This window comes from Rhizobium sp. CAU 1783 (assembly GCF_054551725.1).
The window spans coordinates 1,420,651-1,446,701 of the sequence record NZ_JBTOLM010000001.1 but is presented as its reverse complement, the minus strand read 5'-3'; the positions used below and the strand labels follow the sequence as shown (position 1 = coordinate 1,446,701).

The window sequence follows — 26,051 nt, the reverse complement described above, 5'->3', positions numbered from 1 at the left end:
GCCGGCACCCTCATGGCCGAGGATCGCCGGGAACAGGCCTTCCGGATCGGCCCCCGACAGCGTGAAGTCGTCGGTATGGCAGATCCCCGTCGCCTTAACCTCGATCAGAACCTCGCCGGCACGTGGGCCTTCGAGCTGTACGGTCATGATTTCAAGCGGTTTTCCAGCCTGCACGGCTACGGCGGCGCGAACGTCCATGGTGTCTTCTCCGGGGTTTGTAATTTGAGCGTTTGGAATGTGGCACGAGGGGCAAGGCTGCCTCAAGAGACGGCCATCACCTGAGACAGGTCGATTGGATCACGAAAAGATGAGCGCCGCGGGTCTCACCGCGGCAGGATCAGCGGCACATGCGGCGAAGCGTCTGCGCGCATCTCGCCGGTGAGCCGCGGATCGTCGATCACCTCGACGAGGAAGGCATAGGGTTTGAAGCCCGACCGCTGGTAGAATCCGACCGCACCGGGATGGTCGAAATGGCAGGTGTGAACCCAGAACCGCCGGATCGGTTTCGACCAGGCATTGTCGATCGCCGCATTCATCATGATCCGGCCGGCGCCCTGGCCGATGGCGTCCGGAACGAGGCCGAAGAATACGAGTTCGCACTCGCCGTCCTTGCGGAAGTCGAGCTCCATCAGGCCGACACGCCGATCGCCGTCCCGCACGGTGTAGACCTCGACGGCCGGGTCATGGAGGATGGCGCGCAGTTCCTCGTCCGGCATGACGAGCCGCGACAGCCACATCCAGTCCTCGCCGATCGCGCGGAAAAGTGCGCGATATTCGCCAAGATCCGCATCCGTCCACCGTTCGAGGCGAAGAGCGGAATCCTCCGCGCGCACCGGCTTGGACGCCGGTCTTGTCAGCATTTCGAGGCAGGTGACGACATTGGCGAGCTTGCCGGCGGGCACGGCCGAATAGCCGAGGGGGAGGGGCGGGTTCACGGTATCCATGGCGGTCTTTGGAGCCGTTCCGCCTGCCTTAGTCAAGGGCCAAAGGCGCCTCAGGCGGCCCCGAAAAGCCTGTCGCAGGCATAGATCACGCCGCAGATGTGGATAGAAAGAGCGGCATAAAGCCCGAAACCGGTCATCATCCGTTCGGGACCGCTCATCGCATCCAGTTTTTCGCGTGGCTTGATGTTGGTGGTGCGGATGAGGCTCAGCAGCGTGAACACCGCAAGCGCCCCCAGCATGGCGGGAGCGGGCAGCCCGATTCGCCATCCCGTCGCCGCGACGACGAGTGCGATCCCGAAGCTTGCGAGGGTCAGCAGGGTACGGCTTGGAAAGAGCTGCCTGAGCACCTGGCCGCCGTCGAAGCGATGCATCGGCAGGAGGTTGAGCAGGTTGAAGGCGGAAAGGATCAACAGGAAGACGAGCAGCGGTCCGCTGCTCGTCGGCGCCATGATGCCGCCGTCGGCGGCCTGGTGTCCGGCAATCAGGATCGGCACGGCGAAGGCCGAGACGCCGGCGCCCATCAGCGCGCAGGTCGCGACTTCGAACAGGCTCGCATAGGGGCGGCCGCCGATCGCGATCCCGCCGAGCAGCGGCACAAAGATCATTCTCGCCTGGGCGTGTCCGAACGCTCGGTAGGCAACCATGTGGCCGAGTTCGTGAAAGACGATGACCAGGGTAAGGAAGACCGAGATCATCAGTCCGTTCCGGTCGAAGCCGAAGAAGGGCCAGAGCAGCAGGGTCGACAGCGTGGCGAGCGCCACCTGGCTCAAAGGATGTTCGAGACGTCCGGCAGCGGAGGGACTGCGGCCCTCGAGATGGTCCTCGAGCGCCTTCACCTCGCGCTTCAGCATGATGTAGCGGAAAAGCAGGAAGCCGAGGCCGTGATAACGGTCGGTTTGCTCGATCGCGACGGTCGATCCGTCTTCGGCCGGGCCGATCGTGCGAACCTCGCGATAGTTCGACCAGAAGCTCGCGTCGAGCGCGCTGTCCGCAACGATCCGAAGCTCGCAACGGAACTCGCCGTCGGCCTTCACGCCGGTCCGGTCGATGGCCATCGTGCGGGTGATCGGTCGGCCCGTCCGGTCGGGTTGCCGGTAGCTCAGCTCCAGCCTGTCGGGCGTGCCCTGGAGCGTGCGCACCGACAGCACCGACGGATGCCAGTCGGCAAGCCCGCCGCCCGGGCGGGTCATGTCCCAGATTTCTTCCGGGCGCTTGTCGAGGTGGCGCCTCACCGTGATGGTGCGGCGACCGAGCGGTGCGGCGAGCATCAGCCAGATCAGGCCGAGATTGATGCCGAGGAGAATGAAGGCTGCCTGGAATGTCGTCACGGGTGCACTCCCTTCTGCCACGGCTCTCCGGCGCTGCTCGCGTCGCTACGCGACCTTGTTTTCGTCCAGGAAGAGAGCGTCCGGCACCTGCAGCCACCGTCGCGGCGGCTCGACCGGCGTACCCTTGTCCGTTTCGCTCCGGCGGATGCCGTTCATCAGCGCGGTCCATTCCGGGTGACTGGAGCGCGAGGACGCGATCCGGTCGATTTCCTCGAGCGCCGCGATCTCGATCGGATAGAGGTCTATCCTACCCCGGTCGAACGCACTGCGCAGAATGCGATGGACATAGGCGAGTTCCGTCTCGCCGATCCCGCCATGCGGCAGACGATCGGCTGCAAGCGCGCCCCGTCCTTCGCTCAGCGCTACGCGCAATTGGTCGAGCGCCAGCACCTTGAGCGTCGGCGGCACATGGCGCGACACGTCCATGACATGCAGCACCACCGCCAGCTCGAGTTCGTCATGCACGACGCCATCGACCGAGAAGACCCGTTTCATCCAGTCCACGTTGAGGTCGTCCATCGAGCCGATCGGATAACAGCGGTCGACGATGAAACGCGTCAGCGACTCGACGAAGAAATCACGCCACTCCGGGCACTTTTCCGGACAGGAATTGTTGAGGGCAAGGAGGGTGACGACATCGTCGGGTGTCTGGATACCTTCGGGGAAGGTAAACTTGCGTAATAAGAATATGTCCTCGGCGGACAGCCTGTTCTTCCCGGCGACAACACATGCCGGAAAAGAGAGACGAAACTCGCTCATCTTTTTATCCCTGTTTCATCATGAAACTGGGACGAGTGTTATCCGACAAAGATTGCGTTTGTGCCAATTTTCCCGGTTAGCGTCGTGTAACGGGAAAGCATTGCATTTTAGCGTTCCTGGGCGCGACGATGCTCTCGCCAGAGAATGAAGAGGCCGGAGCCGACGATGATGCAGATTCCGACCCATTTCGACACGGTCGGGAAGTCGTCGAACAGCGCATATCCGAGAATGGTGGCGGCGATGATCTCGAAATACTGGAACGGCGCCAGAACCGACAGCGGCGCCAGGCGGAAAGCGCGCACCACCAGGAGGTGGGCATAACCGGAAATCGAGCCCAGGATCATCAGCAGCGCCAACGCGAACCAGGAAGAGGGAAGTGAAACAGCGAAATCGGTCTGGCCGGCGGCATTGCCGCCGAGGAGTACCGCGCCCATGAACAGCGTGCCACCGATCCCGGACATGGTCTGCATGGTGACCGGGGAGTCGGCTTCACCTATGGCGCGGTTGAGGAACATGTAGAGTGCGTAGAGGAAAGCGCAGGCGACGGGAAGGAGGGATGTCAGGCCGAACACCTCGTAGCTCGGCTGGATGACGATCATCGCGCCTCCGAAGCCGACGACGATGGCCGTCCAGCGGCGCCAGCCGACCTTTTCGCCGAGAAAGATCGCCGAAAGCGCGGTGAGTATGAAGGGCTCGACGAAGTAGATCGCGAAGACGTCGGCGAGCGGCATGTATTTGACGGCGGTGAAGAACATCAAGCTCGCCGCGCCGTGCAGCACCCCGCGCAACAGGTTTAGCCCCGGACGTTTTGCCGAAAGCGCCGAGCGCCCCTGCACGACGAGCAGGAACGGTACGATGCAGGCCACCTGGAAAAAGAATCGGTAGAAGTTCACCTGCCCCGGCGACATGCCCTCGACATTCGCCATGTACTTGGCGATCGCGTCCATCAACGGCAGGAACAGCATGCAGCCCGCCATCAGGGCCATGCCCTGCATCGGGTTTTCGGCGGTCGGTGCGCGGTGCTGGGTCATGCTGGGTGCCTTTAAACGGGAGGCTTCATGAAGCATAGGCGATGACAGCTATCAAGGGCCTCGGCGTCCCGGACGGTACGCCAGATCGGGAGGCGGGGAAGGCCGCGCCGGGCGTTGTCGTGAATCGAGAAGATACGATATATTTCCGCCGCTTCGGCGGCGTCATGCCATGGCGCGCGAAGGAGAGTCTCTGCCTCGCCTTCGCCATATGATCCGCCTAATCGCAAGGGTCTCGGCCACGCCGGACCCGCTGTCAGGTTTGGTTTTCGCGCGGTCGATGCGGAAGAATGGAGCAACCGGCATGGATACAGGCGATAGGAGCGGTCACACCTTGCGGCCCGATCTGGCGCGTCGAATGATCGACGCCAGTGATGACACGCTCGGTGGGCGATTGTCGGCCGCACGCGACGCGAGCGGCATCAGTCAGGCCGATCTGGCGAATCGTCTCGGCGTAAGGCGCGAGACGCTGACCGCCTGGGAGGCTGACCGCGCCGAACCACGTTCCTCGCGTCTCATCGATATCGCCGGCATCCTGGGCGTGTCGCCGATGTGGCTGATGACCGGCAACGGTCTCGGTCCGGCCGTCGAGGATGATTCGCTCCTGCTGGAGGCGATGCGGGTCGAGCTTGCCCGCCTCAGCGAACTGCACCATGAAACCGGCCGGCTGATCGACGGCCTGGCCCGCCAGATCGAGCGGTTCGAATCGGTGCGACTGCGGCGCTGACCGTTGCCGCCCGTTCTCAGGTTCCCGACACCGTTTCTTCGCGAACGGTCGGTCCGAAGACTTCCTCAAAGGATTCCCGAAGCCGAACATCCACATCCGGCATCATCACCAGCAGGCCGAGATCCACCAGGCTGGTGACGCCATAGGCACTGATTCCGCACGGCACGATTCCGGAAAAATGCGAAAGGTCCGGATCGACATTGATCGACAACCCGTGAAAGCTCACCCACCGCCGGAGCCGGATGCCGAGGGCGGCGATCTTTTCCTCTGCCAGGGAGCCGTCGGCGAGCAGCGGCTTTTCCGGTCGCCGCACCCAGACGCCGACGCGGTCTTCGCGCCGCTCGCCCTTGACGTTCATCTTCTCAAGGGTGCGGATCACCACCTCTTCGAGCGCGGCGACATAGGCGCGCACATCCTGCCGCCGCCGCTTGAGGTCGAGCATCACATAGGCAACCCTTTGGCCCGGGCCGTGATAGGTGTATTCGCCGCCCCGGCCGGTGGAAAACACCGGGAACCGATCGGGCTCGATCAGGTCCTTGGCTTCCGCGCTGGTGCCGGCGGTATAGAGCGGCGGATGCTCGAGCAGCCAGACCAGTTCGTCCGCCGTGCCGTCGGCGATCGCCGCCACCTCGCGTTCCATTTCTGCGACCGCTTCCTCATAGGGAACAAGGCCTTCGGATATCCGCCAGCGCACGGGCGGAGAGCCGGCAGAGGCAAACATTTCGGTAGTGAGGTCGGTGCGTTGCATGGGGAAAAGCCTTCTTTTCCCTCTACTTGGCAAGAAACTGGGGCCACTTCAAGGGGCGGGAATCCTTGGGCGTCAGGGCCTTCCGTAAACCTGGTGCGGGAAATCTCAAAAAACTGTCATCTTGGCCTTGTGCACCCGGAATGCTTTTGCTACATGCAGCCCCGCCGGAGCAATTCGGCGCTACCAAGATGCGGTCGTGGCGGAATTGGTAGACGCGCAGCGTTGAGGTCGCTGTGTCGCAAGACGTGGAAGTTCGAGTCTTCTCGACCGCACCATTCTTCCCTAGAGGAAGAATACGAAAGCCGGCTCGCCGAAAGGCAGCCGGCTTTGTCGTTTCTGGGATTCCCCGTTGTTGGACTTTACTCCGTATCCTTTGGAATATGCGCGTCGGCGCCGATCGTGTTGATCAGATTGCGCACGGTCGTCACTCCGCCAACGCCCAGCACCTTCAGCTCGATCATCCGCCGCTCTTCGGGCGTATCCACAGCGCCTCTCAAGGTCACGATATGACCGACGACGTGGAGGTCCATCGCCGAAAGCGTGGTTTCGGGGAAGGTCTCGAGCGCGGCATGGATATCCGCCTCGAGCTGGTCGCTAAGCTCGCGGTGGTCGGTCTCCGGCAGGACCGGGGAGGCGAGGGGAGCCTCGCTCCCGTCAGGTTCGGCCTTGGTCACGCGAAAGCCGCGATTGCGCTCGCGATCGAAATTGGCGTGAGTCTCGCCGTAGGCCGCGTTGGCAACAGGTTTTGCGCCAGCACCGGCGCCGTCGTCATAGGGCCAGCCGCCGTCGATGTCCCGCTGTTCAAAATCTCGGTAGTCCTCCTCTCGGGAAAACTCGTCTCGGTCGCGTGCGCCGTTGGTCATCATTGCTCCCTTCTGACACTGTTGCGTCGAAGGAAACGCGCAGGATCGGGTTTGGGTCCGAAAGCCTGCCGACGCGACGCTATTTGCGGCTCTTTTCCCATTTGCGGATCAGCCGGTCGCGTTTCAGCTTCGAAAGGCGCTGCAGCCAGAACATCCCATCCAACTGGTCGATCTCGTGCTGCATGCAGATCGCGGCAAACCCTTCGAGCTTTTCTTCATGGACTACGCCGTCGAGATCGCGGAAGCGGATGTCGACGGCGCGCGGCCGTGTAACGGTCTCCGTGGCGCCGGGCATCGAGACGGAGCCTTCCGTGTGCTCAATCGTCTCCTGCGACAGATTGAGGATTTCCGGATTGGCGTAGTCGCGCCGCCCTCCGTGTTCGGGCAGGTCGAGCACCACGAGACGGAGCGGCACCCCGATATGCGGCGCGGTAATGCCGACGCCGGGTGCCGCCCTGATCGTGTCGTGGAGGTCGTCGGCAAGGGCGCGCAGGGCGCCGTCGAACTGTTCCACCGGCTCTGCCGGAACCTTGAGGGCGGGGTCGGGGTAAAGAACGATCGGACGGACGCTCAAGGAGACCTCTTTCATGCTGTGGAGCGGGCAGGCGAAGCGATGGCGCAATCGAGGCTGGACCCGGCTTCGCCGATACGTTAGCAGGAAGCGTTCGTAATTGCATATCGATCGCTGCGTTGCGCTAGGCGGTTGTTGACAATGCGTTTTCCGGCGCCATTCTCGCTTGGGCGAAAGAGGCCGGCCAGAGATTTGATTTGGGCGAGGGCGCACGTATGACCGAGACCGGCGAAGACATCCGCGTTCGCGCTTCCCAGGAAGACGCCCCGGCGGACATCTATGCCGAGGACGGCTCGATTCGGTCAGACTTCCTTGCCCTTGTCGGTGCCGCGATCGCCGACCGCGATCTGCTTTTCCTCCGCCAGAACGTGGCGCGCCTGCACGAATCGGAGATCGGCGACCTGATCGAGGCGATCCTGCCCGACCAGCGTATCGCCATGGTCCGCCTGCTCGGCGACGACTTCGATCTGACCGCGCTGACCGAGGTCGACGAGGGGATCCGTCTGCAGATCGTCGAGCATCTGCCGAACGACCGGATCGCCGCCGCCATCGGCGATCTCGATTCGGACGATGCCGTCTACATTCTCGAGGACCTCGACCAGGAGGACCGGGACGAGATTCTCGCCCAGCTGCCGTTCACCGAACGGGTCCGCCTGCGCCGCGCCCTCGACTATCCGGAAAGCTCGGCTGGCCGCCGCATGCAGACCGAATTCGTCGCCGTTCCGCCCTTCTGGACGGTCGGCCAGACGATCGACTACATGCGCGACGAGGAAGACCTGCCGGAGACCTTTACCCAGATCTTCGTCATCGACCCGACCTTCAAGCTGCTCGGCACCGTCGATCTCGACCGCATCCTGCGCACCAAACGCCAGGTCAAGGTCGAGACCATCATGCGCGAGATGAATCATCCGATCCCGGCCGAGATGGACCAGGAAGAGGCCGCCCAGCTCTTCGAGCAGTACGACCTACTCTCCGCCGCCGTCGTGGACGAGAACGAGCGCCTGGTCGGCGTGTTGACCATCGACGACGTGGTCGACGTCATCCAGGAAGAGGCCGAGGAAGACCTGATGCGCCTCGGCGGCGTCGGCGATGAAGAACTGTCGGACAGCGTGGTGGAAACGTCGCGCTCGCGTGTGCCTTGGCTCGCGGTCAACCTGTTCACCGCCTTCGTGTCCGCCTCCGTCATCTCGCTGTTCGAGGCGACAATCGAGCAGGTCGTGGCGCTTGCCATCCTGATGCCGATCGTCGCCGGAATGGGCGGCAATGCCGGCTCGCAGACCATGACCGTGACCGTTCGGGCGCTCGCGACCCGCAATCTCGACATTCACAATGCCTGGCGCGTCGCCCGGCGCGAGGCAGGCGTCGGCCTGATCAACGGTGTGCTGTTCGGCTGTATGGTCGGCACGGTCGCCGGGTTCTGGTTTCACGACGTCTCGATCGGCGGCCTGATCACCACCGCCATGCTGATCAACATGTTTGCCGCCGCCATGGCCGGCATCATGATTCCGTTGCTGCTGCACCGGGCGGGCGCCGATCCGGCCGTATCCTCGGCCGTCTTCGTCACCGCGATCACCGACACGACGGGGTTTTTCAGCTTCCTCGGCCTGGCCACCTGGTGGTTCATGTCTGGCTGATGTGCGAAAAATTGACTTATACGTAAAAGTCAATATTATACCGTTTCCTAAATGAATCGGAACGGTTGTGAAGAAATATTACAGCATCACGGAACTGACGCGTGAATTTGGGGTGTCGACCCGGACGCTTCGTTTCTATGAAGACGAGGGCCTGCTCCATCCTGAACGCCGGGGTCGCACTCGACTTTACCGCGCCGCCGACCGGCGACTGCTGCAGGAAATCCTGCGCGGCCGCAGGATCGGTTTCACGGTAGCGGAAATCCGTGAGATCGTCCATGTCTACAAGGAACCGCCCGGCGAGATCGGTCAGTTGAAGCTGATGATGAAGCGCATCGACGAGAAGCGCGAGGAGCTTCGCCAGAAGCGCCGCGACATCGACGAGACCTTGACCGAGCTCGATCAGGCCGAAGAGGCCTGCCTGACCCGCCTGGTGGAAATCGGCGTCGGAACCTGATCCTGCTTCGTCTCAGAGCCAGCGCCGGGTGCGCTGGCAGTACTGCTCGAAATCGATCCCGAAACGGGCCAGCAGGTGCATTTCCTCGTTGCGGATGGCAATGTAGGTAGTGACCACTGCGGCCGCCAGCGCGGCGACGAAGAACCAGGCATTGCCGGTCAGGAAGCCGAAGGCGGCGGTCGCCAGCGTGTAACCCAGATAGATCGGATTGCGGCTGTAGCGGAACGGCCCGCAGGTGACCAGTCGCTGCGCGCCGCGATACGGCATGACCGTCGTACGGCACTCGATCAGCGTTTTCACTGCCCAGAGATCAAGCAGCACCGCGGCGGCGATCATCGTACCGCCGATGCCGAGGAACAGGTAGCTGCCCGGCATCATCGAGGGAAAAAGGCCGACGAAGCGGCCGGCGATGAGCGCGAACAGGATGGCCAGTCCGTAGAGAACGGGCGGCCAGGGGAAACTCAAGGGTTTCAACCGATAGGCATTCATGATCAGGTCCTGTCATTGACTGGTGGCCGAACACGCACGCGCAAGCTCTAGTACGCGCTCATCCTTATCCGGCAAGATTGCGCCAGACTGGAGAGGCGTCAGTAGCGACTGTTCCTGCAGGCGTTCGAGCGTGCAGGCGCAGAACCGGTTGCAGAGTGTCGTGTCCGACCCCTCGGCCAGGCAAGCTGCTTCGCAGCTTGTCAGGTAGGACTGCATAGGATCAGGTTTTTGTGGCGGTGCGATGATCGAGATCAACGCGACGATGCCGATCAGCACTGGCTGGTGGACAAGATAGACGAGAAGACTGTTGCGTCCGCCCCAGCGCAGCCAACGGGGACCGGCGGGAAGCCTGGCCAGCACATGCAGCCAGCCGCGAGAAAAGGCGAAGCGAGCGACGGCGACGCCCGCCAGCAGCGCTCCTGTCCAGGGTAGCAGCGGCACGTAGTCGTTGGAGCGCGGCAGGTTCTCCGACAACCCGACGAAGAGCAGCGGAGGAATGTCGAACAGGGGCGCATGGTAGACACTCGGCAGCGCCGCGGCGACGGCCGCGACGATCAGTGTCAACACTGGTGGTAGGCGGAGAAAGGCAAGACCGATCAGGCTTGCGGCCGCGATGCAGTGCAGGATCCCGAAGAAGATCCACCCGTCGCGTACGAAGAAGAAGGTTGCCGCACTGATCGCAAGCGCCGCCGCGACGATCACTCCGAAACGCTTGAAGAAGGCCTCGAAGCGGATCGTTGGAAAATGGGCGAGCACCAGGCTGAATCCGGCGAGGAAAAGGAAGCTCGAGGCGATCGATCGCGCATAGAGCTTCAGCCAGCCATGGGTCGCGGTGCCCGGGTCGAGGTAGCCGAAGAACTCGAAGTCCCATGTCAGATGGTAGGTCGCCATGGCGATGAGCGCGATGCCGCGCGCCGCGTCGAGCGCCCCGATCCGGGGCATCTTTGCTGTGCTCTCGCTGCTGTCGGGATGCGCCGCCACGCTTCTTCCTTCCGCTGTCCGTCTCGTCGTCGGTCCTGAATTCCGCCCCGTGCCAGACCGCGCAAAGGTGACCATTTCAAGGCGCGGTGGGGGGCGATTCGATCAGCGCCAGCCGGGCCTCGGAAAAGAACTGCCGGCGCAGCAGCACAATGAACACGGTCAGTGACGTTGCCATGAAAAGGTAAGGGCTGGCGAACCAGCCGAGATAGCCGATCGACATGAAGAGGGCGCGCAGTCCCGAATTGAAATGGCTCGCCGCGATGATGTTCATGCGGATGGCGAGTTCCGCGGCCCGGGCAGCCCCTTCCGGATCGCGCCGCGCCTCGTCCGCCATCGGCAAGGCACCGAAGAGGATGGTGCAGTAGTTGAACAGGCGATAGGACCAGCCGAACTTGAAGAAGGAGTAGCCGAAGATCGCGGTCAGAACGAAGACCTTGAGCTCGAAGGTCGTGCGGCCGCCCTGCACGATGAAGGGCAGGTCCTTGAATACGGCATCTACCTGGTCTGTGGCGCCCAGAAGCGCAAAACAGCCGCCGATCGCGAGAATGGAGGTCGAGGCGAAGAAGGCTGTTCCGTTCTGCAGGCCGGACATGATCTGCGTGTCGATCATCTTCAGGTCGCGGCCGAGCGAATTCATGATCCACTGGCGCCGCCGCTCTGCCATTGCCTGGGTCAGGCTGGTGCGGGCAAAAATGCGGCTTCGGCCGGTGATCCAGGCGAAGGCGAACCAGAGAACACCGAAGAGGCAGAGTGCGATGTAGTCGAGAATGGTCATGAATCGTCCCGGCGTTGCATCCGCATTTTTATGATGCGTCCTCGGTTTGCTCACAAGCGAATTAACCAAGACACAAGAGATTGGCCCAAAATGAGGCAGCGCTCCTCCGGCACCCCGTAAGTCTCGTCATCTTAAGTCATTGAAATTTCGAATATGTATGCGCGCATTGCATGGCTGATCGCCGGAATTGGCCACTCTTTTGCCATTTTTGCAGTTGCGAACCCGCGGCGATTTTAATAGATCGATGACACGAAGGCGGTCGGGGGACGGCTTTCTGCCAACAACGCTCAAACGGAGTCTTCATGGAAGACAGCATCCAGAAATCCTGCTGGAACGTGACTTTTCGTGCATTGATCGGTTTCGCCGGCATCCTCTGCCTGGCATACCTCATTGGCAGCATGTGATACGGGACGAACAGTCCTGACTTCCGACAGCGCGGGTCTTTACGGATCCGCGCTGTCGCCGTTTTGGGAGCGACGACGAATGTCGCGGCGATGAAAGCGGATGTCGGTTCGCCGCCGCATTCATGATACATGATAATTTAGCCTCGCGGCGAACAGGCGACACAAGGCGGATTTCATGTTCCTTTCGGTTTTCGACGTATTCAAGATCGGCGTAGGCCCTTCGAGCTCCCACACGATGGGACCGATGACGGCAGCGAACCGCTTTCTCGACCTCATTGCCTCCGACAGCTGGCCGCGTCCCCAGGGCGCCCATGTCGCGGCGCTCAAGGCCAGCCTTCATGGCTCGCTCGCTTATACCGGCATTGGCCATGGGACGGGCAGGGCGGTCATCATCGGTCTGACCGGCGAGGCGCCGGACCGCATCGATCCGGACAAGATGGACGCCATCATCGACGAGGTCCAGCGCACCCACCGCGTGGCACCTCCCGGTCATCCGGCCTATCACTTCAATCCGAAGGAAGACCTCGTCTTCGACAAGAAGGAGCCCTTGAAAGGCCATGCCAACGGCATGCGTCTGTCTGCCCTCGACAAGGACGGCCGTGTCCTCCTGACGACGATCTACTATTCGATTGGCGGCGGTTTCGTCGTCACCGACACCGAACTCCTCGCCATGCAGAAGAGCAAGAAGGCCACGAGCGCCACCAAGGTGCCCTATCCCTTCTCGTCGGCGAAGGAGATGCTCGACATGGCCCGCCGCTCCGGCCTGACGATCGCCCAGATGAAGCGGGCGAACGAGGAGGTCGTGATGGATCGCGACGCGCTCGACGCCGGCCTCGACCGGATCTGGGAGGCGATGAGCGGCTGCATCGATCGTGGCCTTAAGCAGGATGGCCGGCTGCCCGGCGGCTTGAACGTCCGCCGCCGCGCCCGCTCCATCCATGACCAGTTGCAGGAGGAATGGCGCTCCAATCGCCAGAACCCGCTCCTCGCCAATGACTGGCTGTCGGTTTATGCCATGGCGGTCAACGAGGAGAATGCGGCCGGCGGGCGCGTCGTGACCGCCCCGACCAACGGGGCCGCGGGCGTCGTGCCGGCAACCATCCGCTACTACCTGCACTTCCATCCCGACGCCGATCAGCAAGGCATTCGCGACTACCTGCTGACGGCCGCGGCCGTTGGCGGCATCATCAAGCACAATGCCTCGATTTCCGGCGCCGAAGTCGGCTGTCAGGGCGAGGTGGGCTCCGCCTCCGCCATGGCGGCAGCAGGCCTTGCGGCGGTGATGGGCGGCAGCCCCGAGCAGATCGAGAACGCCGCCGAGATCGCGCTGGAGCATCACCTCGGCATGACCTGCGACCCGGTCGCCGGCCTCGTCCAGGTACCCTGCATCGAGCGCAACGCGCTCGGCGCCGTCAAGGCGGTGACGGCCGCCTCGCTGGCGCTGAAGGGCGACGGCGAACACTTCGTCCCGCTTGATGCCTGCATCGAGACCATGCGCCAGACCGGCAACGACATGAGCGAGAAATACAAGGAAACCTCGCTCGGCGGTCTCGCCGTCAACGTCGTCGAATGTTGATGGCCAAGCCGCTATCGGCGCTTTGTCCTTGACGCCGGCGCCTCGCGGGCTATCACCAGAGCCATGACACTCAATCTGATCAAGCTCTGCGTTGGCGCCGACAGTCTCGACGATCTTCGCGAATGGGTGGCCGAACGCGCGCTGGTCGCGGTCGCTGCCGGCCTGCCGCCGCAGTCGAGCCATGTCACCCGCATGGTGCCGAAGCGGGCCGACGAACTGCTCGACGGCGGTTCGCTCTACTGGATCATCAAGGGTCAGGTCGCCGCCCGGCAGAAGCTTCTCGACATCAAGACCTTTACCGGCGGCGACGGGATCTCCCGCTGCGAGCTGATCCTCGGGCCGGAAGTGATCGAGGTGACGCCGGCACCGCGCCGCCCCTTCCAGGGCTGGCGCTACCTGGAACCCGATGCCGCCCCCCGCGACCTCGGCGCCTCCGGCGCCAATCTCGAGGAAATGCCGGAAGACCTCAAACGCGAACTCGCGGAACTGGGGCTGTTGTAGGGGCTGCGGCGGAGGCCGGCGAGGAACAGGGAAGAGGCATCCCGGAAGACGAGGATGGAGATCTCTCCCTGCTGCGAATGGTGTTGGGGCGGTCGATCGTCATCCTGACTGTACTGTTCTTGGCGTTCCATTCAGACGAGACACTCAAGAGTATGATCGTCATGATTGTCATTTCGCTGTGTTATGCAGGCTTTGCGCTCATGTGCAGGTGCGGCAAGAAGATCGGCATTCCGCCGCCTCAGGGCGGATATTTCTGGTTCAATATTCTCGTCGATTGGTTTTGGCGTGGGTTCCGGTCCCGGCCCAATTGAGCGCGCAACATTGTGCCTCAGCTGCCCGCAGGAGGACCTTGCTTCCAGCGTCACGGAATTCAGAGAGCCAGCCGGAAAACCCGAACCCTTGCAGATTGCCGCCCGTGCAGCTATCTGACCGCCCATGACGCTAGCACCGCTTTACACGCCGGGGACGAAGATCTTCGCCGTCGCCCCGATGATCGACTGGACCGATCGCCATTGCCGTTTCTTTCACCGGCAGCTAACGGGCCGCGCGCTGCTCTATACCGAGATGGTGGTCGCCAATGCAGTAATCCACGGCCAGCGCGACAAGCTGCTGGGGTTTGATGCGGCCGAGCATCCGGTGGCATTGCAACTCGGCGGATCGGATCCGCAAAAGCTCGCCGAGGCGGTGAAGATCGCCGCCGACTACGGCTATGACGAGATCAACCTCAATGTCGGCTGCCCCTCCGACCGCGTGCAGTCCGGCACGTTTGGCGCCTGCCTGATGCGCGAGCCGGAGACGGTGGCGGCCTGCGTGGCTGCGATGAAGGCGGTCGCGACCGTGCCGGTCACCGTCAAGTGCCGGATCGGCGTCGACGACCAGCAGCCGGAGACGGTGCTGCCGGACTTCCTCGCCCGGATGGTGGCCGCCGGTGCCGGCGCAATCTGGATCCACGCCCGCAAAGCATGGCTCCAGGGCCTGAGCCCCAAGGAAAACCGCGACATTCCGCCCCTTGATTACGGGCTTGTCCACCGGATGAAGCGCGAGAACCCGGACGTCTTTCTCGGCATCAACGGCGGAATCGATACGATCGAGACGGCCCTGGCCCATCTCGAGGTGATGGACGGCGTCATGCTCGGCCGCGCCGCCTATCACAATGCGACGCTGCTGACCGAGGTGGACGAGAAGATTTATGGCGCCGAAGCGAGCGAGCCCGACTGGGATGCGGTGCGCGACGCGATGATGGCCCATGCCGAGGCGCATATCGCATCCGGCGGACGGCTGATCCATGTCACCCGCCACATGGTCGGCCTGTTCCAGGGCTTTGCCGGGGCGCGGCGCTACCGGCAAATCCTCTCCTCCGATGCGACCCGCCGCGACGCCGGCCCGCAGGTGATTGCCGAAGCCTTCGCCGCCGTCGACATCGCGGGCGGCCCGAAGCTCGTGCCCGAAACCCGCCAGGCGGCGGTCTGACGGCCGGGCAGGGAGCCTGACACGGAGCCACGCCCGCCGGGACCTGGCGCGGGTTTCCTCCTCGCGACCATGGTGCCGCAGAATTCAGGGCCGGGGACAAGAAAATCTGTCTCCCATACGTCAGATGCATTCCGTAACGTCATGCCAAAAAAAGGCCGGAATGCAAAACGGCGCCCCGAGGGACGCCGTTCGAAAAATCATCGCCTTGGGGCGAACAGGCTCAGAAAGCCTGGATGTTGACGGCCTTCGGGCCCTTGCCCATGCGGTCCGGCTCGGTGTCGAACGAAACCTGCTGGCCGTCCTTCAGGGTCTGGATGCCCGAAGCCTGGAGAGCGGAGATGTGGACGAATACGTCCTTTGCGCCGCCTTCCGGCGTGATAAAGCCGAAGCCCTTGTCCTGGTTGAAGAATTTTACGGTGCCTTTGGTGGCCATGGGAGAGTTCCTTTTTCCCTTTTGTCGTTTGGTCCCCACGCCCGGCAGGCCGGAAGAGGGGGCGGCATGCCCTTCGCATAAAGGGCCAGTCGGAAGTCGCGATATCGGGGAAAGAACGTCTACAAGCGGGAGTAAGCCCCCAGAACCACAGCGCGTGGTCGATACAGTCGGTCCAGTCTCCGGGATCATTAGTGCCCGAACGGAAGAATCGGTAGAGCCTTTTTCCGAAAAAGGCAAGAGCCAAAGCCGGGTGAGTCGCGCTGGACCTGCAAGCAACCGGTTGAATCCCTTAAGATTTGGGGGCTGGCGTTTGGTTGCGGCGCAGCATGGGCTGGCGGGTCGTATACTGCGTGCCTCTCCTGTGGACGACGGCGAAAGCATGGCGGCCGTCATGTTTTGGACAAGTCCGCTTGTCACTTGAAGCGCGCCGCGCGACACTCTAGGACCGTTGCGGGGGCCCGTTTTGACATGCCGAGGATGACTGCCGCCGTGATCGATCCCTATCAACTGCTCGGGCTGGACCGTGATGCGGACGCCGCCGCGATCAAGGCCGCCTATCGCCGGATGGCCAAGACCGCCCATCCGGACGCCGGAGGCGATCTCGACGGCTTTGCCCGGGTGACGGCTTCCTACGAGCTGCTGAAGGACCCGGTGCGCCGCAAGGTCTATGACGACACCGGCTATGATCCGGCACTCGCCGACGCCGCCGACCTCAAGGGCCTGATGATGCTCGAGACGCTGGTCAACGACATGATCCTCGACGAGCGCGAGCCGGGCAGTTTCGACCCGGTCGCGGGGCTTCGCCGCAAGCTGACAGACGACCTATTGAAGGCCCGCTTCCACATTCTCGAGCTGGAGCGCCACCGCACCCGGGTCCGTCAGCATGCCGATCGCATCGGGCGGCGGCCGGAAAACGATGTGCTCGGCTCGATGCTGCGGGCCCGGGCGCAGTCGATCACCGATGCGATCCGCACCGCCGAGACACAGATCGAGGCGATCGAGCGCGCCTATGCCATGCTGGAAGGCTATTCCTACGAGCTCGAACCGCTCGCCGCGCCGAAGCCGGAAGCCGAGGCCGCCGAATAGGGCCGGGCCGGAACGGACGGGGCGCCGAAGCTGCCTCGTAAGTTTAAGTTTATGTGGCACCTTGCGGCGCCCCGTTCGGCTGTCTTTGCCCGCGAGGTTCGGTCTCTCTGCGGCGCCGGATCCTGCCGGGGATTTCTTGAGGCGGACCCGGTCTCTCGACCGGCGGACGCCCGCATACCCCCAACGATCCGGTCTTTGCCCATGTGACGCCTTCAAGACGCACCCGGCGCGCTGTCAGGGCCGGCGGGGGTTTTGGCCGTCGAGGCCTCGACCCATGCCCCAACGTCGCCAGGGGAAGACCATGTCTCGCGGACCCCGAAGGAGCCGGTCTGCGATCGCTCGAACCCCTCAGCGCCGATCCCGCCTTGCCGGGCACGATCTTACGGTTTACGGCCGCAACTGTTATGGCAATCTCGTTCCGAATACTGCCACACAACCTGAACTGGTTTCCTTGTTCGAACTATGGCTAGTTTCAGCGGCAAATGTCTGCACCAACGCGCACCATATTGGAGGCAGAAGCGTGAGCGACCAAAATAGGGCGGTCTAGATAGCTTGAAGGCCGGCCACGAGCGCATCGACCTGCCGTTGGATCTGTACCCGTGTAATCTGACGTCGTGTAACGATCATGCCCCAATAGAGGGATGCGGGTATCATATCCATCGCAAGGTCTCGGTCGATACCGACGGGCAGTTCGCCGCGGCCAATGGCCCGCTCGATCAAGCTCATTCCGCCGCGCCGACGCGATACGGACAGATCCTTCAATAGGGGCAGGAGCTCCGAGCCACGAGATGCTTCAGCATAAAGATCAGGAAGTATCTTGCGCACGAGGCGATGGCGCAGGGCACGCCTCAACATTAGCAGGTATGCTTGTAAGTCGTTCCTAAGTGTCCCGTAGTCGGCGACATCGGTCAGCACCATCCCGAACTTCTGCACCGCTTCGGCCGCAATCGCAACTTTGGAGGGCCACCGGCGATAGATGGCGGCCTTACCGGCTCCCGCACGCGCGGCCACTCTCTCCAAGCTCAGTGCGGCATAACCGTGAACGGCCCATTCCTCGAGAAATGCGCGCAGGAGGGAATCCGTTACTTCGTCACGCATAACGGCCGCGCCGCTCGGACGCCGTCTACTTTTTTCGTCGATACGCTTGCGTTCCATTCATTTCGCCCCATATTCGTCGAAACGGTATCGTTCCATCGATAAGGAGTAAAGCGGAATGTCCAGTTCTATCGATCAGTTTCCCAGTCTATCGGCGCTGTTGCGGCAAGCTCTGGGAGATGCCCTGGCGCCAGATGCGAAAACGCTTCTCGACATGTGTGCGGAGGACGTCGTGTTCGAATTCCCCTACCACCCACCTGGTTTCACGGGGCGTCTGGAAGGGCGAGCGGCACTCGAGGCCTATCTCCCGACAGTGTCGAAACTCATTTCGATTGAGTCCATTGCGCACCATCTGGCGTTCATTTCGGCAAGCGGCGACATGGCGGCCATCGAGTTCAGCTGCAAGGGTCACTCGCCCGAGACCGGTGCCCGCTATGATCAGCATTATGTGTCAATCCTCGAGCTTAGGGACGGTCGAATTGCTCGCTATCGAGACTACTGGAACCCGCTGATCGTTCTCTCTGCAATCGAGAGCGCGCCTTCGGCCGACACGCAGTGAGGGGACTTGATCATGTCAACGCAGATCCTCGTCATTGGCGGCAAGGGAAAGACGGGAAGGCTCGTCAGTCAGGAACTCCTCACCAGAGGCGCACGCACGAGAATTGCCACTCGTTCACCCTCAGGGGGCGATGATGTCGCCTTCAACTGGCAAGACCCTCGTTCAGCGGACGCAGCCTTCGACGGCGTAACTGCCGTCTATATTGTTGCGCCCACCAACAACAGCGACCACGGCACGATCGTGCCTCCCATTCTCGAGATCGCGCGAAAGCGTGGCGTCCAGCGTTTCGTCCTGCTCAGTGCGTCATCCCTTGAAGCGGGCGGGCCGATGATGGGGCAGATCCACGCCTATTTGCGCGATGAGGTTCCGGAATGGACCGTGTTGAGGCCCACATGGTTCATGCAAAACTTCTCGGAACAGCAGCATCTCGAGACGATCCTGAACGAAGACGCGATCTACTCCGCAACGGGTGCAGGTCGGATCGGTTTTATCGATGCGGCTGATATCGCGAAGGCGGCGGTCAGTGCTCTCCTGGCAGAAACTTCGTGGAACCGGGACTTTATTTTGACGGGCCCGGAAACCCTTTCGTATGCGGATGTTGCGGACAAGATCAGCGATGTGGTCGGCCGGGAAATCAAGCATATCATCCTGACCACATCCGAACTGGCTGAACGGTATGTAAGGGGTGGGCTAGACGAAGCCTATGCCAGAATACTCGCGGAAATGGATGCCCGAATTAGCGAAGGCAGTGAGGACCGGCTCAGCGATGGCGTGTTCGCTCTGACGGGTCAATCTCCTACATCTGCTTCTGAATTCATCCGCGCGCACAAAAACGCCTGGGCTCGCAAGCCAGAGCAGATTTGATGGAGGTGCACGATCTTTCCGTCACCCTCGCGCAGATCGATACGCCTCCTCAAGTCGAACAGATGCGTCAACCAGTGCGCCCAGCAGGAAGGATCTGAACCTATTGGGCGCGCTTGCTTCAGTCTTTGAGCTTTCAAGGTGAAACCCGCGTCGACTGGGATTGTCACCCGCTGGCCTATCGCGTCAATAACACGCCGAGCGAGACCGGCGAAAATACAATTGCCTACAATGCTCCATCTCTTTGTTTTCACGCAATTCCAGCAAAGCCGTTTCGCACTTTTATTGGAATCGCTTGTCTTACAAACTTCTTGCTTCTTCGTGAGATAAAGAAGCGCCGGAGAGGGTCGCCGCCTTCTTCCGGCGATGGGGGACGGATCGTGAAATGCGTGGCCGCCATTCTTGCGAATACCGGGCCGAGCTATAAGTGCTAGATTCTGTGGGTGAGGGGGTGTTTGGCCGCAGCCGATGCCCCCTCACCAAGTTCGCCAAGCCAATCGGCTTCGCCTCTTGGTGCGAACTATCCTCTCCCTCAAGGGGAGAGGAGGATGCCGCGCCGGCGGCGCTAGGCTTACTTCACCGGCTTCAGCGAACTGATGATCGCGCCGAGGTCGGCGGCGTGTTTTTCCTGTTCGCCCTTGGTGCCCCAATAGGTGATGACGAGCAGTTTGTCGGGCTTGGCCTGGACGATCGACAGACCGATCGAGACCGGGCCGTCGGCGTCGGTGCCGTCCCAGTCGAGATTGGCCATTTCCATGCCGTTCAGCGTGTCGTGGCTTTCCTTGAGCGACTTCTGGTCGACGGTCACGCCGTTTTCGCCGAGGAAGGCGGCGGCGTCCTCGATGACGGCCTCGGTGGTCTTGGCGTCGGCGACGTCGATGAAGAAGTAGACGGCGTCGTCCGGCGAGGTAACCTCGATGCCGGTATCGGTCTCACCGAGCTCCCAGCCGTCCGGAACGGCGATCTCGGCGACGGGCGCGTCGGACGGGAACTTGAGTGCGCCGGCTTCGGCTGCGGTGGCAAGTATCAGCGCGGCAAAGGCGGCGGTCAGCATGGACTTCATGATATTCTCCTGGATGGGGCCGAAACGGCCGTGAAACTGCGGCGGCAAGATTAGCCGCGAAGTTTTAAGGCGCGATTGCCGTAACGCTGGCGCGGAGAGAAAATCCAGTGCGATTTCTGGGGGAATCACGACGCGCGAGGAGCAGCGGCCTGACGACCCGGCGCGGTCCGGCAGGCCCGGGTCCCGACGGCGATCGCACGGTGAAGGCGACGATGCCGGAGGCACCCACGGAGATCCGGCACCGGCGCCTGAACGGGCATGCGCTTTCGCGCCGTTCTCAGGTCGCCGTCAGGAACAGCGACCAGGCGAGGAGTGTCAGGCTGAGGCCGGCAAGCCCGCCATAGAGCGCGCCCGGGCCCCGGCGGCTGCGATGCAGCAGCGCACCGCCGAAAGCGCCCAGCACGAGGCCGGGAAGGGAAGCGACCAGCACCATCATGGCGATGTCGGCGGCGGTAAACGGCGATCCGATATCCGACATCAGCGACCCGGCCGTCCGGTCTTGCCCTTGGTGCGGCCCTTGCGTTTCTCGTCGCCCGGATCCTCGTAGGAACCGGCGCCGGCCCGGGCGCGGATGATGGGGCGGGGATCGTCGGACGGCCCTGAGCGCGCGGTACCGCCCTCTGTCTTGCCGGCATCGCTGGCGGGGACCCCGGGCGGCTTCTCCGGGATCCGGCCGGTGACCGGTTTTTCGGTCCGTCCGACGGTCATCTCGTCCAGGCTATTTTTACGGAACAGCGAGGCGCGGGCCTCGGCGGCCTCCGCATCCTGTGGGGCGGGCGGGCGGCCCTCGAAGCGCGACCGGCCGGTCTTGGAACGGCTGGACAGCGACACGCGGGGCTCGCCCTCTCGCAAGGGGCGCACCATGTCGGTGCCCGGTCCCATGTCGTCGCGGGAGGGCTTTGCGAAGTAGGAGGCCTGGTCCGCCACTCTCCCCCCTTGAGGGGGAGATGTCGAGGCAGCCGACAAAGCGGGGTGATCTTCAGGTGTGTCGCCCTCAAGCGGGGAACCCGACCCGCGGCGCCCGGTCGGTTTGCCGTTGCCGCCTTCGATGGCCTTGGCCTCTTGCCTCGCCATCGGGTCGTCCATGGCTGCGAGCTCGACCGCCTTCAGGCGCTTGATTTCGTCGCGCAGGCGTGCGGCGGCCTCGAAGTCGAGGTCGGCGGCGGCGTCGCGCATCTGCTTTTCCAGCGCATTGAGATGGGCCTGGAGATTGCCGCCGACCAGATGGCCGCCATCGGCAAAACCCTTGCCGGCGACGCCGGAAATGTCGGCGCGCACATGGTCGCGTTCGTAGACCGAATCGAGGATGTCGGAGATCTTCGCCTTGACCGATTCCGGCGTGATGCCGTGTTCGGTGTTGTAGGCCATCTGCTTCTCGCGGCGGCGCGACGTCTCGTCCATCGCCCGCTGCATCGAGCCGGTGATCTGGTCGGCATAGAGGATGACCTTGCCGTCGACGTTTCGCGCCGCACGCCCGATGGTCTGAATAAGCGACGTCTCCGAGCGCAAGAAGCCTTCCTTGTCGGCGTCGAGGATGGCGACGAAACCGCATTCCGGAATATCGAGGCCTTCGCGCAGAAGGTTGATGCCGACCAGCACGTCGAAGGCGCCGAGGCGCAGATCGCGGATGATCTCGATGCGCTCCAGCGTATCGATGTCGGAATGCATGTAGCGGACCCGGACGCCCTGCTCGTGCAGGTATTCGGTAAGGTCCTCGGCCATGCGCTTGGTGAGCACCGTGACCAGAGTGCGGTAGCCCTTGAGCGCGGTTTCGCGGATCTCGCCGAGCACGTCGTCGACCTGGGTCTTTGCCGAGCGCACCTCGACCGGCGGATCGATCAGGCCGGTCGGGCGGATGACCTGTTCGGCGAAGACGCCGCCGGCCTGCTCCATCTCCCAGTTGCCGGGGGTGGCGGAGACGGCGACGGTCTGCGGCCGCATGGCGTCCCATTCCTCGAAGCGTAAGGGGCGGTTGTCCATGCAGGACGGCAGGCGAAAACCGTATTCGGCGAGCGTCGCCTTGCGGCGGAAGTCGCCGCGATACATGCCGCCGATCTGCGGGATGGTGACGTGGCTTTCATCGATGAAGATCAGCGCGTTATCCGGGATGTATTCGAACAGCGTCGGCGGCGGCTCGCCCGGCTTGCGGCCGGTGAGGTAGCGCGAATAGTTCTCGATGCCGGCGCACGAGCCGGTCGCCTCCAGCATCTCGACGTCGTAGCGGGTGCGCTGTTCGAGGCGCTGGGCCTCGAGCAGGCGTCCGGCCTTTTCGAGTTCGGCCAGGCGGGCCTTCAACTCGTCCTTGATCGACTTGATCGCGCCGTTCAGCGTCGGGCGCGGCGTGACGTAGTGCGAGTTGGCGTAGATCTTCACCGACTTCATGTCGCCGGTCTTCTTGCCGGTCAGCGGGTCGAATTCGGTGATCGCGTCGATCTCGTCGCCGAACATCGAGATGCGCCAGGCGGCATCTTCAAGGTGGGCCGGGAAGATTTCAATGGTATCGCCGCGCACCCGGAACGAGCCGCGGACGAAATTGATCTCCTGCCGTTTGTACTGCTGGGCGACCAGGTCGGCGAGAAGCTGGCGCTGGTCCAGCCTGTCCCCGACATTCATCTGGAAGGTCATGGCGGTATAGGTCTCGACCGAACCGATACCGTAGATGCAGGATACAGAGGCGACGATGATGCAGTCGTCGCGCTCAAGGATGGCGCGGGTGGCGGCGTGGCGCATCCGGTCGATCTGTTCGTTGATCGACGATTCCTTCTCGATGAAGGTGTCGGAGCGCGGGACATAGGCTTCCGGCTGGTAGTAGTCGTAGTAGGAAACGAAATACTCGACCGCGTTGTCGGGGAAGAAGTTCTTGAACTCGGAATAGAGCTGGGCGGCGAGCGTCTTGTTCGGTGCAAGGATGACCGCGGGGCGCTGCGTCTCCTCGATCACCTTGGCCATGGTGAAGGTCTTGCCCGAGCCGGTGACGCCGAGCAGGACCTGGCTGCGGTCGCCGGCATTCAGCCCCTCGACGAGATCCTTGATGGCGGTCGGCTGGTCGCCGGCCGGCTGGTAGTCGGACTGCATGCGGATGGCGATGCCGCCTTCCGACTTTTCCGGCCGGGCCGGGCGGTGGGGCGTCCAGATCTTGCCGTCCTTGAACAGCGGATTGCCGCTCTCGATCAGCTTCGACAGCGCGTCCACGGTCGCGGTAACCGCGCCGGGCGCCAGACTGGCGGCCTCCTCCAGCGAGACGTCCATACCGGCGACCGGGTTGAGGCCGGCGGCCGCACGGGTCTTCGGGTCGCTCGACGCGCCCATCGAGGTGCCGCGCGCCGACCGCGTCGCCGCGACCTTCTCTGCGTGCTTGCGGGCCTCGATCTCGATCTTCTTGCGGTGCTTGCCGGCCTTCGAGGCGATCTCGCGCTGGGTCTCGACGCTCGATGCCTCTGCCTCCGCCTCGAGCTGCTTCACCCAGTCGGCCACCGATCCCGACAGCGGCGCGCCGTCGAACGATGCCTGGGGAGCCTCCTCGAAACCGGGGGCGGCGGATGAATTTTTCGGTGCTTTGGCCATGCGGCGAATATGGAGAATCCGCTCTGCAAAGGAAAGGGGGCGCGGCCGGAAAACCGGAACGAAAAAGCAACGGGCCAGGGGTCAACTGACAGGATGGTGGCAGGAGGAGGACGGCCGGACGAGGCGGCGCGGGCTCAGGCGACCGCCTTGCGTTCGCCGGCTTCCTGGCGGTGACGGCCGATCCAGGCGATCAGGGCTTCGACGGGCATGGGGCGGGCAAAGAAATAGCCCTGGGCGACGCGGCAGCCGAGCATCTTGAGGATGGCCGCATCCTCTGCGGTTTCCACCCCTTCCACGACGATGTCGAGCGACAGGGCGTAGCCGAGCCCGACCAGCGCGGCGATGAGGTCCTGGTTGGGGCGCGAGGCCGCCACGTTGCGGGCAAAGCTGCGGTCGATCTTCAGGCGGTCGATCTTCAGGCTGATCAGGTAGGCAAGAGAGGAATGGCCCATGCCGAAATCGTCGACGGCGAGCTTATGGCCCGCGGTTTCGAGCCGTTTGAGCTGTTCGCCCGCGCCATCGGAGTCGAGAATGGCCTCCTCCGTGATCTCGATTTCCAGGCGTGCGGGGTTGACGCCGTGCTGGCAGGTGACCAGTTCGAGCATGTCGGCGACCGAATAGAGGGCGAATTCGCGCGGCGAGATGTTGAGCGCGACGGTGACGTCCGGCAGTTCGAGCGACGGCAGGCGGGTCAGCAGTTTGCAGACGGAGGCAGCGATGTGCGCCGTCAGCGTTTCGGCCAGATGCAGGGACTGCGCGGCGGTGATGATTTCCGGCGGCGACACGAAGCCGAGCCGCGGATGATGCCAGCGAACCAGGGCTTCGAACCCGGCAATCCCGTTGCTTTCGAGGTCGACCTGCGGCTGGAACCATGTCTCGATCGCGCCGCTACGGATCGCGGCTTCGAGATCCTGCTCGATCAGCCGCTGGCGTTCGGCGACTGCCTTGAGGTCCGGATCGAATTCCTGGATCTGGCGACGCCCCTTGCCCTTGGCTTCGTAGAGCGCCATGTCGGCGCTGGCGAGCAGGTCCTCGGCGCTGCCGGCATGATCCGGGAAGGTGGCCAGCCCGATGCTGACGCCGACGACCGATTGTGCGCCGCCGTAGGCGATCGGCTGGCGGCTGGCTTCGAGCATGGCGGCGGAATGGACGAGGGCACGTTCGCGGGCGTCGGTGCCGGACAGGATGACGGCGAACTCGTCCCCGCCGAGGCGGGCGGTCACGCCGTCGTCGCCGATGATGCGGCTGAGCCTCCGGCCCACTTCTGCGAGAACTGCATCGCCTGCGCTGTGACCGAGCGCGTCGTTGATCTGCTTGAAGCGGTCGAGGTCGAGGAGGAGGAGTGCGACATTGCCGCCATTTACCTGCGCGCCGGCAATCTCTCCGAGTAGACGCCCGTTGAAGTGCATGCGGTTGGCGAGCCCGGTGATCGGGTCGCGATTGGCGAGCACTTCGAGGCGGCTGTTCTTCTGCAGGATGTCGTCATTGGCGGTTGCGAGCGAATCGGCCAGGGCCGTCGCTTCCAGCTTGGCAAGTTCGTTGCTGACGAAGACCCGTTCAGCGGATAGGTTGCTGCGGACCATGACCATCATGAGACCGATGACGTTCAACACCATCACCGCCGCCGAGGGCCCACCCATGTCCGTGAGTGTGAAGATAACCGAAATCAGCACGGGCAGCGCGAACGCCATGGAAATCTGGGCAAAGCCCATGCCGCGGACCATCGATCCGGCCGAAATGCCGATCATCACCAGCGAGATGGTCGCGTCGCGTCCTGTCGCCTCGAAATCCGGAATGCAGAAGGGCAGGGCTGCCCAGGTAATGCCAGTCAGAAATGCCCCGAAGGAAACCAGGCGTAATGCGTAGTCAGGATGGCTCTCGACATAATTGAAGCGTCGAAGGCGGGCCGCGCTGAACACGCGGTAGGCCAATACGAGCGCGATCGTCGCGCTCCATGCGAGAAGGCCAGTCTGGAGGCCCCTGCTGATGGCAACGATGATCGAGGCGGAAAGCGAGATGGCGGCGTTGAAGACCAGGGTCGAACTCAGTCCTTGCAAGATGTGGCTCGCCTGCGCACGCCGGATCGCGGGCAGGAATTTCGAGTTGATCGGCAGGTCGTGTTGGTTCAACTGCAATAT

26 protein-coding genes and 1 tRNA gene are annotated in these 26,051 nt (G+C 63.1%); 10 read left to right on the top strand and 17 right to left on the bottom strand.

Going from position 1 to position 26,051, the window contains the following annotated elements:
- The 5 genes from ACX93L_RS06755 to ACX93L_RS06735 all read right to left on the bottom strand — a co-directional run.
- On the bottom strand, positions 1 to 198 hold a 198-nt coding region (locus ACX93L_RS06755; protein ID WP_459404110.1), incomplete at its 3' end, for an alcohol dehydrogenase catalytic domain-containing protein.
- 125 nt (positions 199 to 323) lie between these two features.
- Complete coding sequence (locus tag ACX93L_RS06750) at positions 324 to 944, bottom strand: GNAT family N-acetyltransferase (protein WP_459404109.1); 621 nt, start codon at positions 942 to 944, stop codon at positions 324 to 326.
- A gap of 50 nt (positions 945 to 994) precedes the next feature.
- Positions 995 to 2,272, bottom strand: a complete 1,278-nt coding sequence (locus tag ACX93L_RS06745; protein WP_459404108.1) for a zinc metalloprotease — start codon at positions 2,270 to 2,272, stop codon at positions 995 to 997.
- 45 nt (positions 2,273 to 2,317) lie between these two features.
- A complete protein-coding gene (locus ACX93L_RS06740) occupies positions 2,318 to 3,031 on the bottom strand; it encodes a hypothetical protein (RefSeq protein WP_459404107.1) in 714 nt (237 codons plus the stop codon).
- 107 nt (positions 3,032 to 3,138) lie between these two features.
- A complete protein-coding gene (locus tag ACX93L_RS06735) occupies positions 3,139 to 4,062 on the bottom strand; it encodes a DMT family transporter (RefSeq protein ID WP_459404106.1) in 924 nt (307 codons plus the stop codon).
- Between the two features lie 355 nt (positions 4,063 to 4,417).
- Here ACX93L_RS06735 and ACX93L_RS06730 point away from each other — a divergent pair, with 355 nt between their 5' ends.
- Positions 4,418 to 4,786, top strand: coding sequence for a helix-turn-helix domain-containing protein (locus ACX93L_RS06730; RefSeq protein WP_459404105.1), 369 nt, complete (start codon positions 4,418 to 4,420; stop codon positions 4,784 to 4,786).
- Between the two features lie 16 nt (positions 4,787 to 4,802).
- On the opposite strand, the gene lipB is transcribed toward ACX93L_RS06730, so the two are convergent.
- Positions 4,803 to 5,534, bottom strand: a complete 732-nt coding sequence (gene lipB / locus ACX93L_RS06725) for a lipoyl(octanoyl) transferase LipB (protein WP_459404104.1) — start codon at positions 5,532 to 5,534, stop codon at positions 4,803 to 4,805.
- 190 nt (positions 5,535 to 5,724) lie between these two features.
- Here lipB and ACX93L_RS06720 point away from each other — a divergent pair.
- A tRNA-Leu gene (locus ACX93L_RS06720) sits at positions 5,725 to 5,809 on the top strand.
- An 84-nt stretch (positions 5,810 to 5,893) separates the two neighbouring features.
- Here the strand turns inward: ACX93L_RS06720 and ACX93L_RS06715 are convergent.
- Both ACX93L_RS06715 and ACX93L_RS06710 read right to left on the bottom strand, forming a co-directional pair.
- Complete coding sequence (locus ACX93L_RS06715) at positions 5,894 to 6,400, bottom strand: BON domain-containing protein (protein ID WP_459404103.1); 507 nt, start codon at positions 6,398 to 6,400, stop codon at positions 5,894 to 5,896.
- A gap of 76 nt (positions 6,401 to 6,476) precedes the next feature.
- Positions 6,477 to 6,971: a peptide deformylase gene (locus ACX93L_RS06710; protein WP_459404102.1), complete on the bottom strand. Its 495-nt coding sequence runs from the start codon at positions 6,969 to 6,971 to the stop codon at positions 6,477 to 6,479.
- Between the two features lie 212 nt (positions 6,972 to 7,183).
- Here ACX93L_RS06710 and mgtE point away from each other — a divergent pair, with 212 nt between their 5' ends.
- The gene (gene mgtE, locus ACX93L_RS06705; protein WP_459404101.1) at positions 7,184 to 8,602 is read left to right on the top strand and encodes a magnesium transporter; all 1,419 of its coding nucleotides are present in this window, start codon (positions 7,184 to 7,186) and stop codon (positions 8,600 to 8,602) included.
- A 67-nt stretch (positions 8,603 to 8,669) separates the two neighbouring features.
- Entirely contained in the window at positions 8,670 to 9,056 is a 387-nt protein-coding gene (locus ACX93L_RS06700; RefSeq protein ID WP_169588146.1) for a MerR family transcriptional regulator, read from the top strand.
- Positions 9,057 to 9,068: 12 nt separating this feature from the next.
- On the opposite strand, the gene ACX93L_RS06695 is transcribed toward ACX93L_RS06700, so the two are convergent.
- From ACX93L_RS06695 to ACX93L_RS06685, 3 genes are all read right to left on the bottom strand, one after another.
- Positions 9,069 to 9,545, bottom strand: a complete 477-nt coding sequence (locus ACX93L_RS06695; RefSeq protein WP_459404100.1) for a methyltransferase family protein — start codon at positions 9,543 to 9,545, stop codon at positions 9,069 to 9,071.
- A gap of 12 nt (positions 9,546 to 9,557) precedes the next feature.
- Positions 9,558 to 10,526 carry a heparan-alpha-glucosaminide N-acetyltransferase gene (locus ACX93L_RS06690; RefSeq protein ID WP_459404099.1) on the bottom strand — a complete coding sequence of 323 codons (969 nt, stop codon included), beginning with the start codon at positions 10,524 to 10,526 and terminating at the stop codon, positions 9,558 to 9,560.
- A 76-nt stretch (positions 10,527 to 10,602) separates the two neighbouring features.
- Positions 10,603 to 11,301, bottom strand: coding sequence for a DUF599 domain-containing protein (locus ACX93L_RS06685; RefSeq protein ID WP_459404098.1), 699 nt, complete (start codon positions 11,299 to 11,301; stop codon positions 10,603 to 10,605).
- Between the two features lie 579 nt (positions 11,302 to 11,880).
- Between ACX93L_RS06685 and ACX93L_RS06680 the strand changes: the two genes are divergently transcribed.
- The 3 genes from ACX93L_RS06680 (at position 11,881) to dusA (ending at position 15,252) form a co-directional block, all read left to right on the top strand.
- A complete protein-coding gene (locus ACX93L_RS06680) occupies positions 11,881 to 13,281 on the top strand; it encodes an L-serine ammonia-lyase (RefSeq protein ID WP_459404097.1) in 1,401 nt (466 codons plus the stop codon).
- A gap of 63 nt (positions 13,282 to 13,344) precedes the next feature.
- Positions 13,345 to 13,782: a DUF1489 family protein gene (locus tag ACX93L_RS06675; protein ID WP_459404096.1), complete on the top strand. Its 438-nt coding sequence runs from the start codon at positions 13,345 to 13,347 to the stop codon at positions 13,780 to 13,782.
- A gap of 435 nt (positions 13,783 to 14,217) precedes the next feature.
- A complete protein-coding gene (gene dusA, locus ACX93L_RS06670; protein ID WP_459404095.1) occupies positions 14,218 to 15,252 on the top strand; it encodes a tRNA dihydrouridine(20/20a) synthase DusA in 1,035 nt (344 codons plus the stop codon).
- 220 nt (positions 15,253 to 15,472) lie between these two features.
- Here dusA and ACX93L_RS06665 read toward each other — a convergent pair whose 3' ends face one another.
- Positions 15,473 to 15,685: a cold-shock protein gene (locus tag ACX93L_RS06665; RefSeq protein WP_028735154.1), complete on the bottom strand. Its 213-nt coding sequence runs from the start codon at positions 15,683 to 15,685 to the stop codon at positions 15,473 to 15,475.
- A 468-nt stretch (positions 15,686 to 16,153) separates the two neighbouring features.
- On the opposite strand from ACX93L_RS06665, the gene ACX93L_RS06660 reads away from it, so the two are divergent.
- On the top strand, positions 16,154 to 16,771 hold the full coding sequence (locus ACX93L_RS06660; protein WP_459404094.1) for a DnaJ domain-containing protein: 618 nt from the start codon (positions 16,154 to 16,156) through the stop codon (positions 16,769 to 16,771).
- Positions 16,772 to 17,314: 543 nt separating this feature from the next.
- Here ACX93L_RS06660 and ACX93L_RS06655 read toward each other — a convergent pair.
- Positions 17,315 to 17,926 (bottom strand): TetR-like C-terminal domain-containing protein, encoded by a 612-nt coding sequence (locus ACX93L_RS06655; protein WP_459404093.1) that lies wholly within the window; start codon positions 17,924 to 17,926, stop codon positions 17,315 to 17,317.
- 58 nt (positions 17,927 to 17,984) lie between these two features.
- Between ACX93L_RS06655 and ACX93L_RS06650 the strand changes: the two genes are divergently transcribed.
- Positions 17,985 to 18,425, top strand: coding sequence for a nuclear transport factor 2 family protein (locus tag ACX93L_RS06650; RefSeq protein ID WP_459404092.1), 441 nt, complete (start codon positions 17,985 to 17,987; stop codon positions 18,423 to 18,425).
- Positions 18,426 to 18,437: 12 nt separating this feature from the next.
- The gene (locus tag ACX93L_RS06645) at positions 18,438 to 19,289 is read left to right on the top strand and encodes an ergot alkaloid biosynthesis protein (protein WP_459404091.1); all 852 of its coding nucleotides are present in this window, start codon (positions 18,438 to 18,440) and stop codon (positions 19,287 to 19,289) included.
- Positions 19,290 to 19,857: 568 nt separating this feature from the next.
- Here the strand turns inward: ACX93L_RS06645 and ACX93L_RS06640 are convergent.
- From ACX93L_RS06640 to ACX93L_RS06625, 4 genes are all read right to left on the bottom strand, one after another.
- The gene (locus ACX93L_RS06640) at positions 19,858 to 20,349 is read right to left on the bottom strand and encodes a histidine kinase (RefSeq protein ID WP_459404090.1); all 492 of its coding nucleotides are present in this window, start codon (positions 20,347 to 20,349) and stop codon (positions 19,858 to 19,860) included.
- A 277-nt stretch (positions 20,350 to 20,626) separates the two neighbouring features.
- Complete coding sequence (locus ACX93L_RS06635) at positions 20,627 to 20,827, bottom strand: hypothetical protein (protein WP_459404089.1); 201 nt, start codon at positions 20,825 to 20,827, stop codon at positions 20,627 to 20,629.
- Complete coding sequence (gene uvrB / locus ACX93L_RS06630; RefSeq protein ID WP_459404088.1) at positions 20,827 to 23,913, bottom strand: excinuclease ABC subunit UvrB; 3,087 nt, start codon at positions 23,911 to 23,913, stop codon at positions 20,827 to 20,829. Before uvrB ends, ACX93L_RS06635 begins: the two co-directional genes overlap by 1 nt.
- Positions 23,914 to 24,047: 134 nt before the next feature.
- On the bottom strand, positions 24,048 to 26,042 hold the full coding sequence (locus ACX93L_RS06625; protein ID WP_459404087.1) for a putative bifunctional diguanylate cyclase/phosphodiesterase: 1,995 nt from the start codon (positions 26,040 to 26,042) through the stop codon (positions 24,048 to 24,050).
- Positions 26,043 to 26,051: the final 9 nt, after the last annotated feature.